11 protein-coding genes and 1 pseudogene are annotated in these 18258 nt (G+C 68.0%); 8 read left to right on the forward strand and 4 right to left on the reverse strand.

Going from position 1 to position 18258, the window contains the following annotated elements; translation table 11 throughout:
• Positions 1–88 precede the first annotated feature (88 nt).
• Positions 89–1102: a LacI family DNA-binding transcriptional regulator gene (locus QE389_RS13725; RefSeq protein ID WP_307368394.1), complete on the reverse strand. Its 1014-nt coding sequence runs from the start codon at positions 1100–1102 to the stop codon at positions 89–91.
• A 106-nt stretch (positions 1103–1208) separates the two neighbouring features.
• Here QE389_RS13725 and ptsP point away from each other — a divergent pair, with 106 nt between their 5' ends.
• The 4 genes from ptsP to QE389_RS13745 are packed head-to-tail and all read left to right on the forward strand — an operon-like array spanning position 1209 to position 7844.
• Positions 1209–3722 (forward strand): phosphoenolpyruvate--protein phosphotransferase, encoded by a 2514-nt coding sequence (gene ptsP / locus QE389_RS13730; protein WP_307368396.1) that lies wholly within the window; start codon positions 1209–1211, stop codon positions 3720–3722.
• On the forward strand, positions 3719–4690 hold the full coding sequence (locus tag QE389_RS13735) for a 1-phosphofructokinase family hexose kinase (RefSeq protein WP_307368399.1): 972 nt from the start codon (positions 3719–3721) through the stop codon (positions 4688–4690). Before ptsP ends, QE389_RS13735 begins: the two co-directional genes overlap by 4 nt.
• Before the next feature lie 26 nt (positions 4691–4716).
• Complete coding sequence (locus QE389_RS13740) at positions 4717–6423, forward strand: PTS fructose transporter subunit IIC (RefSeq protein ID WP_307368402.1); 1707 nt, start codon at positions 4717–4719, stop codon at positions 6421–6423.
• Positions 6424–6464: 41 nt separating this feature from the next.
• Positions 6465–7844 (forward strand): carbohydrate porin, encoded by a 1380-nt coding sequence (locus QE389_RS13745; protein WP_307368404.1) that lies wholly within the window; start codon positions 6465–6467, stop codon positions 7842–7844.
• 301 nt (positions 7845–8145) lie between these two features.
• On the opposite strand, the gene QE389_RS13755 is transcribed toward QE389_RS13745, so the two are convergent.
• On the reverse strand, positions 8146–9363 hold the full coding sequence (locus QE389_RS13755) for a peptidase S10 (RefSeq protein WP_307368407.1): 1218 nt from the start codon (positions 9361–9363) through the stop codon (positions 8146–8148).
• An 812-nt stretch (positions 9364–10175) separates the two neighbouring features.
• On the opposite strand from QE389_RS13755, the pseudogene QE389_RS13760 reads away from it, so the two are divergent.
• The 3 genes and pseudogenes from QE389_RS13760 to QE389_RS13770 form a co-directional block, all read left to right on the forward strand.
• Positions 10176–10652: pseudogene (locus QE389_RS13760) on the forward strand (TonB-dependent receptor plug domain-containing protein); the annotation flags it as partial.
• Between the two features lie 820 nt (positions 10653–11472).
• Positions 11473–13122 carry a TonB-dependent receptor domain-containing protein gene (locus tag QE389_RS13765; protein ID WP_307368410.1) on the forward strand — a complete coding sequence of 550 codons (1650 nt, stop codon included), beginning with the start codon at positions 11473–11475 and terminating at the stop codon, positions 13120–13122.
• Positions 13123–13188: 66 nt separating this feature from the next.
• On the forward strand, positions 13189–14901 hold the full coding sequence (locus QE389_RS13770) for a hypothetical protein (protein WP_307368413.1): 1713 nt from the start codon (positions 13189–13191) through the stop codon (positions 14899–14901).
• Here QE389_RS13770 and QE389_RS13775 read toward each other — a convergent pair.
• Positions 14898–15845 carry an ornithine cyclodeaminase family protein gene (locus QE389_RS13775; RefSeq protein WP_307368416.1) on the reverse strand — a complete coding sequence of 316 codons (948 nt, stop codon included), beginning with the start codon at positions 15843–15845 and terminating at the stop codon, positions 14898–14900. The two genes, QE389_RS13770 and QE389_RS13775, sit on opposite strands and share 4 nt — an antisense overlap.
• Positions 15846–16004: 159 nt before the next feature.
• Here QE389_RS13775 and QE389_RS13780 point away from each other — a divergent pair, with 159 nt between their 5' ends.
• Positions 16005–17264 (forward strand): aminotransferase class V-fold PLP-dependent enzyme, encoded by a 1260-nt coding sequence (locus tag QE389_RS13780; protein ID WP_307368419.1) that lies wholly within the window; start codon positions 16005–16007, stop codon positions 17262–17264.
• A gap of 6 nt (positions 17265–17270) precedes the next feature.
• On the opposite strand, the gene QE389_RS13785 is transcribed toward QE389_RS13780, so the two are convergent.
• The gene (locus QE389_RS13785) at positions 17271–18245 is read right to left on the reverse strand and encodes an ornithine cyclodeaminase family protein (RefSeq protein WP_307368422.1); all 975 of its coding nucleotides are present in this window, start codon (positions 18243–18245) and stop codon (positions 17271–17273) included.
• Between the last annotated feature and the right edge of the window lie 13 nt (positions 18246–18258).

An 18258-nucleotide genomic window follows, 5' to 3' on the forward strand; every position in this document is an offset into this window, starting at 1 on the left:
TGACCAAGACGCGCCGCACCTGTCCTGTCCCGACGAAATCTCGAACGGCGGCCGTCGCCCACGTCGCCTCGGCTTCTGTAGTCTCTGATCAGGCCGTTGGACGGCCTGAGGTGGAGCCTCTGGCGATCAGGCGGCCGGGCAGGAGGACTGTCTGACTATCCTGGGAAGCGCCGCGATCGATGCGGTCGGAGAGCAGCCGCATCGCCGCCTTGCCAATCTCGTCGATCGGCTGGGCTATGACGGTGAGGGCAGGACGCACCAGACGGGTCCAGGGTTCGTCGTCGAAAGCCGCCAGGCCGATGTCTGCGGGAATGGTCAGACCCAGGTCGTCGACGGCGCGCAGGACGCCCAGGGCGAGGAGGCTGTTCGACACCACCACGGCGTCGGGCCGGTGCTCGGTCCATAGGGTCTTGAACGCCGCCTCGGCAGCGGCGGCGTTCGGCGCGACGAACCGGCTTGTCGCGGGCAGACCTCTTTCCGCAAGGGCGGAGCGGAAACCGGCCTCCCGCTCGGCGCCCGTCGTGCTGCTGGCGCCGAAGAGGCCCGCGATCTTGCTGAACCCCTGTGCGGCGACATGTTCGGCCAAGGCGGCGGCGGCGTTGAGGTTGTCGGTCATGACGGCGTCGTGGCCGCAGGCCGGGGTTGCGCGGTCGATCAGAACGGTCGGCACGTCGATGGAGAAGCCGGTCTCCATCGCCTTCAGAGTGGCCCGCGAGGGCGCCAGGATCAGGCCGGTCACGCGCTCTTCCTGCATGGCCCGAATGTAGAAGGCTTCCCGTTCGGGGTTCTCATCGGTGTTGCACAGAACCAGCCGCATGCCCTGCGCATAGGCGATGTCCTCGACCGCGCGGCTGACGGCGGTAAAGAAGGGGTTGCGGACATCCGCGACGATCAAGCCGATCGTGCGGGCCTCTTGCGACCGCAGCCGACGCGCCGACAGGTTCGGACGATAGCCGATCGCCCGAGCCACGGTCTGGACACGCTCGCGCAGTTCAGCGCTGACGGGCCCGCGTCCGAGCGCCCGAGAGACCGTGGCGGGCGAAACGCCGGCCGCCTTGGCCACATCCTTGATGCCGACGGTTTGCCGTGAACCCGCTTTCATACCTGTTCATCGCGTGTGCGGACAGCGCTGACAAGCGGCGGATTGACAACGGACGTGAAAACGTTTTCACGTCCGCGAAACACCCGAGCGTCAGGGAGGCGCCGCCATGACTTCGACTTCCGTGGGAAACCTGCTTTCGCGCCAGCTTGTCCGGTTGAAGGTGGTCGCCGCCGACAAGGGCGACGCCATCGCCCAGGCCGGCGCCCTTCTGGCCGCGGCCGGTTGCGTGGCCCCCGCCTATGCCGAAAGCATGGTCAGACGCGAAGCGGCGGCGAACACCTTTCTGGGTCACGGCGTCGCCATTCCCCATGGTCTGGCCGAGGATCGACACCTGGTCCTTCGCAACGGGATCGCCATCCTGCAACTGCCCCAGGGGGTGGAGTGGAACGCTGGCCAGACCGCGCGGCTCGTGGTGGCGATCGCCGCCCAGTCGGACGCGCACCTCGCCGTGCTTCGGCGCCTGACGCGCCTGCTGCAGGACGAATCCCGTCTTGAGGCGCTGTTCGCCACCGAAGATGCCGACGACATCCTGGCCGCCCTGATCGACGACGCGGCGCCGGACGCGAAGAGCGGTCCGGCGGTGGACCTGGCGAGCAAATTCGACTGGACCGTCTCTTATCCCTCCGGTCTTCACGCCCGCCCGGCCTCGCGCTGGGTCGATGCGGCGCGCGGCTTTTCCGCCCAGATCCGTGTGCGGCACGGCGACGAGACGGCGGACGCCAAATCCCTGGTTTCCTTGCTTCAACTGGGGCTGACTCAGGGCGCCGTCGTCACCGTTTCGTCGGCCGGACCGGACGCGGCGGCGGCCCTGGACGCTTTGAAGCGGGTCATGGACGGCCTGTCCGCCCAGGAGCAGGCCGACGCCGCCCTGGCCGCCCGTCGGGCCGAAACGCTGGCGCCGGCCTGGTCGCCGCCCGGCCATCCCGCCTTCATCGCCGGCGTCGCCGCTTCTCCGGGACTGGCGATCGGGACCTTGCGGACGATCACCCCCGTCACGGACGCGATACCGGATCGTCCCGTGCCGCTGACCGAAGGCGGCGCCCTGCTGGACGGCGCCTTGTCCACCACCCGCTTCCAGCTGCGCGCGCTGGCGGACGACACGGCGCGCCGGGTGGGCGCCGCCGAGGCCGACATCTTTCGGGCGCAGGCCGAACTGCTGAACGATACGGATCTGATCACCATCACCTGCCAGTTGATGGTGGAGGGACACGGCCCCGCCTGGGCCTGGAACACGGCCGTCGATCGGGTCGCCGCCCGTCTGAGCGCGCTGGGCAATCCTGTCCTGGCGGCCCGGGCGGCCGATCTTCGCGATGTGGGACGCCGTGTCCTGACCGCGTTGGACCCGGCCTTGAAGCGCGACGACCTGTCCAGCCTGCCGGAAGGGCCGACGGTCCTGATTGCGGCGGATCTTTCGCCGTCCGACACGGCCTCGCTGGATACGGACAAGGTCGTCGGCCTGGTCACGGCCCTGGGCGGCCCGACGTCGCACACGGCGATCCTGGCCCGGACGCTGGGCCTGCCGGCCGTGGTCGCCGCCGGTTCGGCGGCGCTGGACCTGGCCGATGGCGCGACTGTCATCGTCGACGGCCAGGCCGGCCGGCTTTACGTCGATCCGTCCGAAGCCGACCTCCGGGCCGCCGCCGCCTGGATCGAAAAGCAGCAAGAGATCCGCGCCCGCGAGAGCGAGGCGCGCGCGCTTCCCGCGACGACCCAGGACGGCCATCGGATCGAAGTCGTGGCCAATATCAATCAGTCGCACCAGGCGACCTTCGCCTTGTCCCAGGGCGCCGAGGGGGTCGGTTTGATGCGGACCGAGTTCCTGTTCCTGGAATCGGACCACGCGCCCGACGAAGACGAGCAATACGCCGCCTATGCCGCCATGCTGCGGGCAATGGACGGCCGCCCCGTGATCGTGCGCGCCTTGGATATCGGCGGAGACAAGCAGGTCGCGCATCTGGATCTGCCGAAAGAAGAGAATCCTTTCCTCGGCGTGCGCGGCGCGCGCCTTCTGTTGCGGCGGCCGGAACTGCTGGAGCCGCAGCTGCGCGCCCTCTATCGCGCGGCGGCGGACGGGCTTGGAAATCTGTCGATCATGTTCCCCATGATCACCTCCGTGTCCGAGATTCAGGCCCTGAAGACGATCTGCGCCCGCATCCGCGACGAGATCGGCGCGCCCGAAGTGCCCCTGGGGATCATGATCGAGGTGCCGGCCGCTGCGATCCAGGCCCGTTCGATGGCGCAATACGTCGATTTCTTTTCCATCGGTACCAACGACCTGACCCAGTACGTCCTGGCCGTCGATCGTCAGAACGCCGAACTGGCGGCCGACGCCGACGCCCTGCATCCCGCAGTGCTGCGCCTGATCCATCAGACGGTCGAAGGCGCACGCGCCCATGGCAAATGGGTCGGAGTCTGTGGCGGCCTGGCGGGCGACCCCTTCGGCGCCGGCCTGCTGGCGGGTCTGGGCGTCAAGGAACTGTCGATGACCCCGCGCGAGGTTCCGGCGGTGAAGGCCCGGCTTCGCGGTTCCAGCCTGGCCGCGCTCGCCGACTTGGCGGCGCGCGCTCTGGAGGCCGAGTCGGCCAGCGATGTCCGCGCTCTGGGCGGCGCCGACGCATGACCGCCCGGATCGTCACCGTCACCCTGAACCCCGCCATCGACCTGGCCGTCGGGCTTCAGACGCTCGTTCCCGGAGAGGTTCACCGCGCCCGGACGGCGGCGACCATGGCCGGTGGGAAGGGGGTCAATGTCGCCGCCTGCCTGGCCGACTGGGGTTTGAAGCCGACGGCGGCGGGTCTGCTGGGCGCCGACAACGCCGACGCCTTCGAAGCGTTGTTCGCCGCCAAGGGGATCGCCGACGCCATGACGCGGATGGCCGGCGCCACGCGGATCAATGTGAAGGTGTCGGACACGGGCGGGCGTACGACGGACATCAATCTGCCCGGCCTGCCTGCCGCCGCTGAAGACCTGAAACAGGTCCGAAAGGTTCTGGAGCGGCTGGACCCGACCATCCTGGTGCTGGCGGGCAGCCTGCCGGACGGGCTGCCCGCCTCGGCCTGGGCGGATCTGTCGGCGGACTGGAAGGCGCGCGGCGCCCAGGTCGTCATGGACATCAGCGGCGAACCGCTTTCCATCGCCCTGGCCCGGCCCCGCGCGCGGCCTCATCTGGTCAAGCCCAATCGGGACGAACTGTCCGATCTAGCGGGCGGGACGCCGCTGGACGACGAAGGCCTGCTGCGCCAGGCGCGTCTGATCCAGGCGGCCGGAGTCGATCTGATCGCGGTCTCTCTGGGCGCCCAGGGGGCGCTGTTCGTCGGGGGCGGCGAGGCGGTGCACGCCGCCTCCCTGCCCGTGGATGTCCCCTCCAGCGTCGGCGCCGGAGACGCCATGGTGTCGGGCCTGATCGCCGCCCTGTGCGAAGGCGCGGATCTGGAGCGCAAGGCGCGGCTGGCGACCGCCTTCGCCGCCGGAAAGCTGAGGGTTCTGGGTCCGTATCTGCCGCCCCGGCAAGACATCGAAGCCCTGGCCGCCCAGGTCAGACTGACGTGCGCCGACGACTGGATCGGCCAGGGCCAGGGCGCAGCATAGCGTCCACCCTTGGGAGGAGGAAAACCATGACACTGGCCATTATCGTCGCGGATCGAGACCGCACCACCCAGCCCCTTCTGGCGGCCGAAGCCCTGCGCAAGGCGGCGGCGGCGCGCGGGTTGACGCCGCCCATCGAAGTGCGGGTCAGCGGCGCCGTGCTGGGCGCGATCGACCCCGCGGTCACGCCCGATGTTCTTCTGCTGGTCGGCGACGTCGCGCCGGAAGGGGCGCCCCAGGCGGGCCGCTGGCTCCGGGCGGACATCGACGCGGTTCTTCAGGACGCGGGCGCGGTGCTGACGCGCGCTTTGGAACAAGAGACCAAAGCGTCCGCCGGCGCCGACCGCCCGACGCGGATCGTGGCCATCACCTCCTGCCCGACCGGCATCGCCCACACCTTTATGGCCGCCGAGGGTCTGAAGCAGGGGGCGGAGAAGCTGGGTCATGACATCCGGGTGGAGACGCAGGGCTCTGTCGGGGCCCGCGACGGCCTGACGCCCGAAGAGATTGCGGCCGCCGACGTGGTGATCATCGCCGCCGACACCCAGGTCGATGTGTCGCGCTTCGCCGGAAAGCGCGTCCTCAACAGCCCGACCAAACCCGCCATCAACGACGGCGCGGCCCTGATCGCCAAGGCCCTGTCCGAAGCCCAGCTTCATGGCGCGACAAGCGCCGCCGCCGCTGCTGCCGGCGGCGCCTCGACCGCGACGGACAAGCCCACCGCCGCCGGCGCCGGAGTTTACAAGCACCTGATGACGGGCGTGTCCTTCATGCTGCCCTTCGTGGTGGCGGGGGGGCTGCTCATCGCCCTGGCCTTCGCCTTCGGCGGCATCTATGCGGGCGATCAGGACGGCACCTTCGCCCATGCCTTGTTCCAGATCGGCGCCAAGGCGGCTTTCACCCTGATGGTGCCGGCCCTGGCCGGCTATGTCGCCTTCTCCATCGCCGACCGCCCCGGATTGGCGCCGGGCATGATCGGCGGCGTGCTGGCCAGTCAGATCGGCGCGGGCTTTCTGGGCGGCATTCTGGCCGGGTTCATCGCCGGCTACGCCGTGCGCTACATGAGCCGCTGGATACGTCTGCCGCGGGGGCTTGAGGGACTGAAGCCCGTTCTTCTGCTGCCGCTGCTGGGCGCCTTGGTCACGGGTCTAGCCATGATCTATGTGGTCGGCAAGCCGACGGCTCAGGCCCTGGCCGCCTTGACGACCTGGCTTCAGGCGCTTCAGGGCGGCGGCGCCTCCACCCTGGGGGCGCTGCTGGGCGGCATGATGGCCGTGGATATGGGCGGTCCCGTCAACAAGGCGGCCTACGCCTTCTCTACGGGCCTGCTGACCAACGGCGTCTATGGACCTATGGCGGCGGTGATGGCGGGGGGCATGACCCCGCCCCTGGGCCTGTTCCTGGCCACACGCCTGTTCCCCGCACGGTTTACCGCCGCCGAGCGGGAATCCGGCCCGGCGACAGCCTTGCTGGGACTGGCCTTCATCACCGAGGGCGCCCTTCCTTTTGCGGCGCGCGACCCCTTGCGCGTCATTCCGGCCCTGGTCGCCGGATCGGCCACGGCGGGCGCCATCTCCATGGCCATGGGCGCCCAGCTGCGGGCGCCGCACGGAGGGATCTTCGTGGCGCTCATCCCGAACGCCGTCAGCCATGTCTTCGCCTATGGGCTGGCCATCGCCGCCGGTTCGGTGGTCTCCGCCTTCGCCCTGCGCGGCCTGCTGCGGCGCCTTGCCTAGCTCGAACTCCCTCAAAATCTACGCGAACAGAAAGCTCCAAGATGCGCCACGTTCTGAAAACGATTTCTGCGGTGCTGGTCGCCGCCGTCTCGCCGACCCTCGCCCATGCCCAAAGCCAAGCCCAGACTCAGGCCCAGACTCAGGCCCAGACTCAGGCCCAGACCCGGACGCAGACCCAGACCCAGACCCAGACCCAGACCCAGACGTGGCCCGCCCGTGGCGTGACCTGGCAGGCCTCCTATACGGGCGAAGCCGCCGCCGTCGTCGATGGCGGCCTGGACAATAAAAGCGCCTATGCGGGCCAACTGATGCTCGGCGCCGATCTGGACCTGGAGACCTTGTCCGGCTGGAAGGGTGCAACGCTGCACGTCGCCGTCGTCAACCGCCACGGGGACAATCTGTCCGACCGAGGGATCGGCAACAGCACCTCCATCCAGGAAATCTACGGGGCCCAGAACAGCCGGTTGACGCTGTTCAGCCTGGAGCAAAGCCTGTTCGACGGACGGCTGGTGCTGGAAGGCGGCCGGACGGTCGCCAACATCAGCTTCCTCGGTTCGCCCCTTTGCCAGTATTTCCAGACCAACTCGGCCTGCGGAAATCCGACCTTCGTCTTCAAGACCAGCAACTTCACCTACTGGCCCGTGTCCAGCTGGGGCGCTCACGCCAAGGCGTGGCTGACGCCGAACATCTACGCCCATTTGGGCGTCTACGAGGTCAACCCCGAACGCGCCCGGAACAGCGACCATGGTCTGGATTGGGATACGCACGCCTCGACCGGTGTGATCGCGCCGTTCGCCTTGGGTTATCGCACCACGGCGGAAACCGACGCCTATCCGCGCGCCTATGAGGTCGGGGGGTGGTACGACCAGTCCGACTACGCCGATCCGCTGGACGATGCGACGGGCGTTCCCGCCGCCGTCTCCGGCAGGCCCTACGCCGTTCGGAACGGTCGGTCCGGCGTCTTCGCCCGCTTCGAGCAGACGGCGTGGCATGCCGACGGCGACACGAAGCGCAATCTGACCGTTTTCGGCGCGGCCCTCGCCAAGACGTCGGGCGAGACGGTCGAGAGCGATTTCCAGCAGCTGGGCTTCGTCCTGAAAGGCCCCTTCGCCGCGCGTCCGGCCGATAGCCTGGCCTTCGTCGCCACGCGCCAGGCCTATTCTGACGAGGCCCTTGAAAACCTCCGCCTGACCCGCGCCGCCGCAGGTGGAACGGGAACGCCCGCCGACGACCAGATCATGATGGAGCTGAGCTACGGCTTCCAGGTCACGCCGGCCGTGCGTATTCAGCCCAATGTCCACTACATTGTCCGGCCGGATCAGTTGAACGCCCCGCAGCGGACCGAGAACCTGCCCAACGCCCTCGCCATTGGGGTGCGTCTGGACATGAACCTCGCCGACGCCTTCGGCCTGAACCGTTAGGCCCCGGACTCATAGCCAGAACAGGATGGGTGGGGCGAGGGCTGTGGCGGACGGGAAGTCGGTCGGGCATCGATCGTAGCGCGTGGGACCCGCCGCCAGTCCTTCAGGTCCGAACACGATTCAGCGCTTTGCATCGGCGCTTGTGGTAGCGGATGAATTCGGGGCGTGTTCAGCCAATAGTCGCCGGGGCGTCCGCCAGCTGAGCCCTTTGCGATTGACGAAGATCGTCCGGCTCAGCGACCGTTCTGGCGCGTTACCGACGCTGCGTCGAAGGAGGCGACGCCTTTTGCGTCATTGGCGACTATCGGGAGACCATGTCCCTGACATCCTGGCTGAACTGCAGACGGGGGGCGGGGTCGCGGTAGAACATATGGCCGCCTTCGTAGCAGCGATAGGTCAGGGCGGAGCGCAGCGTTGGCGGCAGGCGTTGCGCGACGGCGGCGTCGCGGGCGCAACTGGCCAGGGAATCGTAGCGACCGGAAGCGATCAGAACCTTCAGGGTCGGCGACAGGGCCAGAGCCTCTTCGGTCGCGGGCAACGGAGGGCCTATGCGGGGCGGGCCGCCGCCATGACGGACGGCTTCGTCGATCGCCGTCTTGACCGCCTCGGGGCTGGGGTTTTCCACGGTCGCGTAGTTCCATCGCGCGCCGACGGCGGCTGGGAAACGGTCGTAGGGCGCGTAGCCGACCTGCACGTCGTCCAGACCAACATAGGCCAAGTCCGTCACATAGTTCAGCGTGCGACGCAGGTAGCGGTCGATGGCGCCGTTGAAACCATTTTGCGGACTTTTGGTCAGCCGCATGTCGAAGATGTTCAGCGTCTTGCCCTGATCCTGCAACAGACCCTGCAGATATTGGCGCGGCGTTAAGGTCAGGGTGTTGCGGTCGATCCGGTCGATCGGCGCGCCGGTGAAGCGCGAGAGGTCGGCGATGACCGCGTCGCGCTCGGCGTCGGTCAACTGGCCGCGACGGACCAAGGCCGGCGCATAGGTCGTGCGAACCCAGGTCTCGGCGGCGGCGCGGGCGGCATCGGGCGTCAGCCCCAACTCGGGCGGCAGCTGGTGATGGAACAGGGCGATGGGCGCCAGATCGACGACATGCAGGGCCGTCGACGTCTCTGGCGCGAGGTAGGCGGTGTTGAGGCCGTCGCCGCCTGAAATCAGGATCAGACCGCTGATCGGCACGCCCTGGCTCAGCAGGCGGTAGCCGACGCTCGCCGCGCGACCGGCGCCCCAGCTTTCGCCGGCCAGGAAGACGGGCCGGTCCTGGGCGTCGTGCAGCAAGAGCCAGGAACGGACGAACTCGGCGACCGAGGCGACATCGCCGACCGTGCCGTAGAATTCGTCGGCGGCGGCTGCGCTGGTGGGTCGGCTGAACCCTGTGCCGATCGGATCGACGAAGACGAGGTCGGCCGCGGTCAGCCAGGTTTCGCCGTTGTCGATCAGATGGTCGCCCTCGCCGCGAAGGGGGCCCCGCCGCTTCGAAATGGAGCGTGGCGGAGTTGGCGCCGGGGCCGCCATTCCAGATGAAGATCAGCGGGCGTGGTTTCCGGCCGGGCGCGCGATAGGCGACATAGCCCATATGGCCGCGCGCCTCGGACGTCTCGACGTCGCGGATGGCGATGCGGCCGATCTCGGCCTGATAGTCGAGACGTCCGTGCGCCAGGCGAAGGCTGTGGCGGGTCACGGCCGGGGGCGGCGCCGCGTCTTGCCGAGAGGCGACCGAAGGCGTCTCGGCGGCGTGGGCGGGCGGCCCCGATATGAGGGCCAGGGCGAGCGCGCAAGCGAGGCCGCCCGGCCCCCTGCCGATCCGTGTGAGAAGGTTCATATCCGCGCTCCCCGTCATTCGGAACAGGTTACGCAGCTATGGACGCAAGCGTTATGCAAACTGGACGCTTTCCCGATGGGCCGGGGGCATGATCGTCGCGCGTGTCGGTTGCTCGGCGAATAAAGGGCTTCGCGGGGCGCGGTTATTCGCCGCAATATCTATGCGTGGCGGCCAGGATCGGCGTCGCCGCGTTCGGTCGCGCTGAAACGGCTACGCTCATGCGGGAATGCGAAGAAACGGCAGGCGGCTGCGGGGTGTCCGGGATGCCGCTGCGTTCGAGTGCTGAAAATGTGCGGAGATATTTCAGTCCTGTTTGTCCTCTCGCGCGCATGAAAGTTGTGTGACGATCTATGTCGAGCCTGAAATAGGAAAGAATGTGCCGGCCGGGCGGGGTTAGCCTTTCGGCAGAGGCGCGGCGAGGGGATGTCGTTCGCGCGGTCAGAACGCAGATCGAGGGGATACGATGACGCGCATGTCGATGAAGAAGCGCCTGATGGCCACCACCATGGCGGGGTCCGCCCTGCTGGTGTTCGGCGTTGCGGCCCCGGCCCTCGCCCAGACGGCGCCGACGGCCGCCCAGCAGGATGAAAGCCAAAGCGTTGACGATGTGGTCGTCACGGGTTCGCGCATTCGTCGCGTCCAGACGACGACGGCCGCGCCGGTTTCGGTCATCGACGCCGAGGTGCTGTCGGAGCGGGGCTTCGTCCAGGTGGGACAGGCGCTGAACCAGATCACCTCGGCGACGCCGTCCGCGCCGGTGGCCAATGGTTCCGGTTCGGAGGCCGGTTCGGGGCAGCAGTTCCCCAACCTGTTCGGCCTGGGCGCCGGCCGCACCCTGTCGCTGGTGAACGGGCGTCGTTTCGTGACCTCGTCGTCGGGCATGGGCGACCGGGTGGTCGATACCAATCTGATCCCGGTCGGACTGCTCAAGCGTGTGGACGTGGTCCAGGCGGGCGGCGCGGCCGTCTATGGCTCGGACGCCATCGCCGGCGTGGTCAACTATGTGCTGAAGGACGATTTCGAGGGGATGGAGGTCGACTCCCAGTACGGCGTCTCTTCGCGGGGAGATTATCCGCAGCGCAGTCTGCGTATGACGCTGGGCCGAAACTTCCTGGACGGTCGCGCCAATCTGGCGGCCGATGTGGAATGGTCGAAGACGGATGCGCTCTATGGCCAGGACCGGCCGCGTTCGAACCTTGCGCGGTTGACGGTGTCCAATGCGGCCAACACAGGGCCTTCCGACGGCATTCCGTCCGTGCGGGAACTGCTGGACGCGCACTTCTGGCCCTTCAACAACAATGGGGTGATCTTCTCGATCCCCGCGCCGGTCGGGCGTTTCCTGGTGCGCTCGGGCGGCGTGCCCCAACAGTTTTCGGCCGATGGAAACAGCCTGGTCGCCTACGATACCGGGGCGGTGGCGGGCGTGCCGTTCGCCAGTGGCGGCGACGGCTATGACTTCCGCGATCTGGCGGCGCTCTACACCGGCGTCGAACGGTTCAACGCCAATCTGATCGGCCATTACGACCTGACCGACCGGATCAAGCTGAAGGGCGAACTGCTCTATGCGAACACCGAAGGGCGCGATCCCTATGGCACGCAGGGCACGTCGCGCACGGTGCTGAACTCGGCCGCTTCCGGCGGCTGGCCCCATCGCCTTTTTCCGCACCAATCCCTTCCTGACCCCGACCGCCCTGGCCCAGCTCAGCGCCGCCAATGCAGGCTTCGCCGCCGGTGCGCCGCTGTGGCTGTCCAAGAATTTCGCCGATATCCTGCCGACCCGCGAGGTCGTGAGCGATACGGACGTGTGGCGCGGTCTGGTCGCGCTGGAAGGCGACTTCGACTGGGCGGATCGCAACTTCTACTGGAGCGTTTCGGCCAGCCGAGGCGTCACCCGTGGCGAACGATCCGGGTGGGACACCTGGACCTCGCGGCTGGAGAACGCCGTCAACGCCGTCAGCAGCGGAGGCCAGCCCGTCTGCGCGGTCAACGCCGACGCCTCGACGACCAACGACGCCCCCGGCTGCGTGCCGATCAACATCTTCGGCTCCGGCGTCATCACCAACGCGATGCGCGACTATGTGGCCGTGCCGGTCGGAGAGAAATTCGAAAATACCCAGGACGACCTTCTGGCCACCATCGGCGGCGAACTGTTCGCCCTGCCGGCCGGCCCCGCCAGCTTCAGCCTGGCCTATGAGTATCGGCGCGAGAAGGCGGAGTTCAATCCGTTCGACGCCAACCGACTGGGCCTCGTGGGATCGGGCACGCCCAGCTCCGCGACCCGCGGCGCCTATAATACGAACGAATTCTCTGCCGAGGTCCTGGCGCCGGTGTTCGGCGGCGACTTCACCCTGCCGTTCGTCAAGTCTCTGGAGTTGAGCGGCGCCTATCGCGTCGTCGACAACTCCATCGCCGGCAAAGAGAATGTCTGGGGCGCAGGTCTGCGGTGGGAGGTCGTGACGGGCCTGACCATGCGCGCGTCGCGCAGCCGCAACTTCCGCGCGCCCACCCTGGATCAGCTTTTCGCGCCGTCCAGCACGACCCTGGATTCCATCGCGCAGAACCCCTGCGATTCCGATCGGATCAACAGCGGACCCAATCCGGCCGTGCGTCTGGCCAACTGTCAGGCCCTGTTCGCCGCCAATCCGGGCTGGGGACCGCTGGTCGGCTTCCAGGATCCGGGCGAGAACTTCACCAACGTCCTCGTCACCACCGGCGGCAATCCGAACCTGAAGAACGAAATCTCGGACACCACCACCTTCGGCGTCGTCTTCCAGCCGACCTTCGCACCCGGCCTGACGGTCGTGGCCGACCGCGTCGAGGTGGAGCTGAACGACGGTCTGTCGGCCTTCACGCCGCAGAACTTCCTGGCGACCTGCTTCGATTCCTCGCCCAAGCCGGCCGATGTCTGCAGCCAGTTCACCTTCAACAGCCAGGGACAGGTGGCGACCGCCAGATCGACCACCTTCAATGCCGGCACGGTGCGTTACGAGGGTGAAATCTACACCGTCAACTACGCCTTCGACGTGGCGGACGCCTTCCGTCGCGCCGCCGATTGGGGCCGGTTGGAACTGGGGCTGGAAGTCACCCACAACGCCCTGCTGGAAACCTCTGTCACCGGCTTCGACTACAACCGCACGGACGACACCACCGTGACGCCGGACTGGGTGTCGCGGTTCGACGCCCGTTATTCGCGCGGACCGATCCGGCTCAGCTACACGATGAACTATCTGCCGGTCTCGAAGGTGAACCGTTTCGACACCACCGAGACCACGCCGACGCCGGTGATCGACGAGAACATCCGTCATAACCTGTCCGGCGAATACCGCTTCGGCGATTATGCGATCCGCGCCGGCGTGATCAATCTGACCGACGAAGAGCCTTCCTATCCGACGCGCAACTATGGCGACATTCTGGGGCGTCAGTATTTCATCGGCCTGAACGCCCACTTCTGATCTTGATCGTCATCGCTCTGGCGACGCCTGTGTCGCCGGTGCCGATTTTCCCAGGATGCGGTTGTCATGAGCCTTTCCGTCATTTCGCGCCGCAGCCTGGCCGCCCTGGTCGCGCTTTTGGCCTTCGGCGGCGCTTCGGCCTGGGCCGAGGCGCCGTCCCTGGCCGTGACCCTGCGTCCTGGAGGCGTCGATGTCGCACGCGGGCTGGGGTGGATGGATGTCCAATGGATCGCCTCCGATCTGAAGGCGAGGGCGGGCGAACCCTTGCTGACGCTGCCGGTGGTGATCGCCAACACCGACACCGTCGCCGACACCCTGACCGATCTGGTCGTGACGGACCGCCAGGGGATCGTGCCCTTGACGGTGCGGGACGATCCCGCAGCCCTGGTCTATTCCCGGCATTGGCTGGCGGCGCGCGACGTGGACGGCGAGGTGACGGTGCGATATCGCGCGCCGATCGACAATACGCCGCCCCGGCGCGGGTCGGGGCCGCCCTACAGCCTGAGGACCGAGGGCGGCGGCGTGTCCGGCGTCGGCAACACCTTCATCCTGTTGCCCGAAGTCGAAACGAACTATCGCGTCGCCCTGCGCTGGGATTTGGCCGGCCTGGGCGAGGGCGCGCGCGCGACGTCCAGCTATGGCGAGGGCGATGTGGACCTGGGGGAGGGCGCGGCAGATCGGCTGTCGTCCACCGCCTTCATGGCCGGGCCGATGCATCGTGAACCCGAAACGGTAAGCGAAGCCGGGTTCTCGGCCGCCTGGCTGGGCGAAACGCCGTTCGAGGCGCGACCGCTGATGGTCTGGACCCATCGGCTGCACGGTTGGATGAGCCGCTTCTTCGCCGAACCCGGCGATCCGCCCTATCGGGTCTTCATGCGCTTCAATCCGATCAACGCCGGGGGCGGCGTGGCGCTGACGCGGTCCTTCCTGGTCACATACAATGCGCAGACCGATCCCGAGGATCTGAAGACCACCCTGTCGCACGAGATGATCCACACCTGGACCCAGTGGGACGGGCGAGGCCAGTGGTATGGCGAGGGCGTGGCCGTCTATTATCAGGCGCTGCTGCCGTTCCGGGCGGGGCTGATGTCGGCGGACGCCTATCTGGCGGACATCAACGACACGGCGCGGCGCTACTATTCCAATCCGCTGAACGATACGCCCGACGACCAGATCGCGGCGCGGTTCTGGGACGACAGCCGCATCCGCGTTCTGCCCTATGATCGCGGCGCCCTGTATTTCGCGACGGTCAACGGCATGATCCGCCGCGCCTCCGGCGGCGCCCGGTCGGTGGACGACCTGATCGCGGAAATGAACCGTCGGCGTCGCGCGGGTGAGACGGTGGACGAGGCCGCCTGGGTGGCGCTGCTGGTCGGCGAACTGGGCGAGGCGGGCCGCGACCTGCACAGAGCCATGAAGGCGGGCGCGCTGATGACGCCCGAACCGGGCGACTACGGCCCATGTTTCACGCGCGAGGTGGGCAAGGCCCGGCGTTTCGAACTGGGTTTCGATCCCCGCTCTCTGGTCGGGGACGTCAAGACGATACGGGGGCTGATCCCCGGTTCGGCGGCGGATCAGGCCGGTCTCCGCAACGGGGATGTCGTCACCTATGCGGTGGCGATGGACGCCGTTCAGGGCGACCAGACGCGCCGGCTGACGCTTCAGACGACGCGGGACGGCCGGACCTTCCCCGTGACCTATCTGCCGCGCGGAGAAGAAGTCGATGTCTATCAGTGGCGCCGGGTTCAGGGCGTCGCCGACGTCGCCTGCAAACCCTAGCCCAGCAGCAGACCTGCAGCGGTGATGTCCTGGGCCGCGTGGCCCAGGGATTTATAGATGGTGATTTCGGCGTCCGACCGACGGCCCGGTTCGGCGCCGGACAGGACCGTCCCGATCTCGGCAGCGATATGATCCGGCGTGATGCGGCCCGAGGCGAGGGCGCGCAGGTACTCGCCGCCGTGGGCGCGGACGTGTTCGGCGTGATCGACGATGAAGCGGCTGCGGGCCACCAGATCGGTGTCGATTTCGGCCGCCATCGGGCCGCTGGACCCCACCACATTGACATGGGCGCCGGGCGCGACCCAGTCGCCCTCAAGCACCGGATCGACCGACGTTGTGACGGTGCAAAGGATATCGGCGTCGTGGGCGGCGTCGCGCGGGGTTTCCTTCGCGGTCACGGCGACGCCGATCCGGGCGCTCATGTCGGCGGCGAAAGCCTGGGTGCGCTCAAGGTCGCGGCCCCAGACGCGGACGGCTTCCAGCGGACGGACCTGGGCGATGGCGGTGATGTGTTCGGCGGCCTGACGACCCGCGCCCAGAATCGCCAGGATGCTGGCGTCGGGTCGGGCCAGGGCCTGGGTCGCTACCGCGCTGGCGGCGGCCGTGCGCAGGGCGGTGATCTCGCCCGCGTCGGCTATGCAGACGGGAACGCCCGTTTGGCCGTCGAACAGCACCACCACGCCTTCGTGCGCCTTGCGTCCCGCGCCGTCGGCGAAGACGCTGACCAGCTTGGCGCCGAACAGGCCCTGGCCGTCGAAGGCCGCCGGCATCAGGGCGAAGGTGCGGCCCTCGCCCAGACCGATGAAGCTGCGGAGATTCTGGCGCACTCGGCCTTGGGACAGGGCGATCATGGCCTCGGCGATGGCTGGGCGCAGGGTGGCGATGTCCAGCCCGGCGCGGACGGCGGCGGCGTCATGGACGGTCAGGGAAAGGGCCGAGGACATGAAGGCGCCTGTCGGACGAGCGATGATCCGGCACGCTAACAGACGCCAGGGGACTATTCCTGCCTTTCGGTCCCGCCGTCGTCGCGGAAGACGAAAGGATTATTCGACGGCGCGCGCCTAATATGGCGTCGGTCGTTGCGAACAGCCTCGGAGTCCGCCGTGCATTTCACCCGCAGAGCTCTGATCGCCGCCGCCGCCGTCGGCCCGGCCACAGGTCTGGCCCAGCCGGTCGTGGCGCGCGAAGCCGGAGGGGAACCGCCGCTGACCCTGCCGGCGCGCGCCGCCTTCGCGACCATGCCGATGACCTATCTGGACAGCGGGGCGACCCACCCCATGCCGCTGGGCGCGCGCGCCGCGCTGGAGGACTATCTGCGCTACAAGACGCGCCAGATCGGGGCGCCCGATCTGGACCCCGGCGCAATGGAAGAGAATGCGATCCGGCAGTTCGCGACTTTGGTCGGGGCCGAAGCCGACGAACTGTGCTTCGTGCAGTCCACCTCGATGGGCGAAAATCTGGTGTTGCAGGCGCTGGACATTCCGGCGACCGGCGGGCGGATCGTCACGGACGCCCTGCATTTCTTCGGCTCGTTCTACACTTATGGCGAACTGGCCAAGGCCGGGATGGACGTCGTCACCCTGCCCATGACGCCCGAGGGACGGATCGACATGGCGGCGATGGAAGCGGCGGTGAACACGCGGACGCGGCTGGTGTCGATCAGCCATGTCTCGACCATCAATGGTTTCGAACATGACCTGAAACGGGTCTGCGACTTGGCCCACGCCCACGGCGCCTATGTCTATGTCGACATCGTGCATGGGGCAGGATCTACTCCCCTGGACCTGAAGGCGGCGGGCGTCGATTTCGCCGCCTGCGCCTCCTACAAATGGCTGATGGGGGATTTCGGCCTGGGCTTTCTCTATGTCCGCAAGACCGTGCAGGAGAAGATCCGGCGGCCGTGGTGGGGCTATCATCAGGTTCGCAGCTTTCAGAGCCACGCCTTTCCCCATGATCCGCCCGGTCCAATGCCGGCGGACTACGCGGCCAGAGATGATGCGACCGGCCGGTTCGCCATGGGCACGACCTCCTGGACGGGGGCGGTGCAGCTGGACCACTCGCTGACCTGGATCAACCGTCTGGGCGTCGACGCCATCCAGAGGGCGCGACGACCGCTGGTCGATGCGGTGCAGACGGAACTGCGACGACGCGGCTATGAGCCGCTGACGCCCCTGGACAGCCGAACCGCCCTGGTCGCCTTCGCCTTGAAGGACGCCCGGCCGAAACTGTCCGACAGGCTGGCGGCCGCCAATGTGCGGATCACGGTGTCTCAGCATCGGTTTCGCGTGTCGCTGGCCGTGTTCAACGACATGAACGACGTGGATCGTCTGTTGGAAACCTTGCCGGCGACGCCGCCAGCCTGATCACCGTCAGAAGGGAATATGCACGCCCTGTCCCAGGGCGACGGCGGTATCCACGAGATAGCGCGCGCTGGCCATATCCTGAACGACGTGGCCCAGCGACTTGTACAGGGTGACGTCCCGCTCTGAGGTGCGGCCGGGCGTCAGGCCCAGAAAGACCTCGCCGATTTCCGCCACGACATGGGCGTCGTCCACCCGCCCTGCACGCTTGGCCGACAGGAACTCGGCCCCCTGCGCCAGGACGCCCGGCCTGTAGTCCGCGACGAATCGGGCGCGGGCCACCAGATTGTCGTCGATCTCGACAGGGCCGTCATGGCTGGAACCCACCAGGTTCACGTGGCATCCGTCGGGCACGTCGCTGGAATGCAGAATGGGCTCGGCCGCGGCGGTGGTCGTGCAGATGATGTCGGCCTGTGCCGCAGCCTCGGGCACGGTCGGGGCCGCCGTGACCGGCAGCCCGGTTTCTCGCGCCAGTCTAGACGCCAGGGCGGCTGCGCGTTCGCTGGACCGCCCCCAGATCGTCACCGCCGACAGGTCGAAGGCGACGTGGAAGGCGCGGACATGGGCTGCGGCCTGCTCGCCCGCGCCCAGCACCGTCAGCCGCGAGGCGTCGGGGCGCGCCAGGGCCTGGGATGCGGCGGCGCTGGCGGCGGCCGTGCGGATGCCCGTGACCTCTCCGGCATGGACGAGGGCGGCGAGAGCGCCTGTCGCGGGATCAAACAGGGCGACCGCGCCTTGATGGGACTGAAGACCGAGCGCGTGGTTCTGGGGATAGACGCTGACCAGCTTGGCCCCGAACGGGCCGTCGGCCGCGAGCGCGCCGGGCATGACGCCGAACGCCCGTCCCTGGTCGAGGGGGATGATAGAACGCAGCGGCTGGCGCGTCTCGCCTCTGGACAAGGCGGACATGGCCTTGCGCATCAGGGGGATGCAGACCTCGTAACCGAGATGGGTGCGGACGAAATCGCGGTCCAGGACGAGCATGGAACGGGCCTGA

The sequence above is a fragment of the Brevundimonas sp. SORGH_AS_0993 genome (genome assembly GCF_030818545.1).
Lineage (GTDB): Bacteria > Pseudomonadota > Alphaproteobacteria > Caulobacterales > Caulobacteraceae > Brevundimonas.

What these genes read in the sequence shown, in the direction of transcription:
- QE389_RS13785 (WP_307368422.1), bottom strand. Translation starts at nt 18,245, where the DNA reads ATGCTCGTCCTGGACCGCGATTTCGTCCGCACCCATCTCGGTTACGAG.
- QE389_RS13755 (WP_307368407.1), bottom strand. Translation starts at nt 9,363, where the DNA reads ATGGCGGCCCCGGCGCCAACTCCGCCACGCTCCATTTCGAAGCGGCGG.
- QE389_RS13735 (WP_307368399.1), top strand. Translation starts at nt 3,719, where the DNA reads ATGACCGCCCGGATCGTCACCGTCACCCTGAACCCCGCCATCGACCTG.
- QE389_RS13740 (WP_307368402.1), top strand. Translation starts at nt 4,717, where the DNA reads ATGACACTGGCCATTATCGTCGCGGATCGAGACCGCACCACCCAGCCC.
- ptsP (WP_307368396.1), top strand. Translation starts at nt 1,209, where the DNA reads ATGACTTCGACTTCCGTGGGAAACCTGCTTTCGCGCCAGCTTGTCCGG.
- QE389_RS13770 (WP_307368413.1), top strand. Translation starts at nt 13,189, where the DNA reads ATGAGCCTTTCCGTCATTTCGCGCCGCAGCCTGGCCGCCCTGGTCGCG.
- QE389_RS13775 (WP_307368416.1), bottom strand. Translation starts at nt 15,845, where the DNA reads ATGTCCTCGGCCCTTTCCCTGACCGTCCATGACGCCGCCGCCGTCCGC.
- QE389_RS13745 (WP_307368404.1), top strand. Translation starts at nt 6,465, where the DNA reads ATGCGCCACGTTCTGAAAACGATTTCTGCGGTGCTGGTCGCCGCCGTC.
- QE389_RS13725 (WP_307368394.1), bottom strand. Translation starts at nt 1,102, where the DNA reads ATGAAAGCGGGTTCACGGCAAACCGTCGGCATCAAGGATGTGGCCAAG.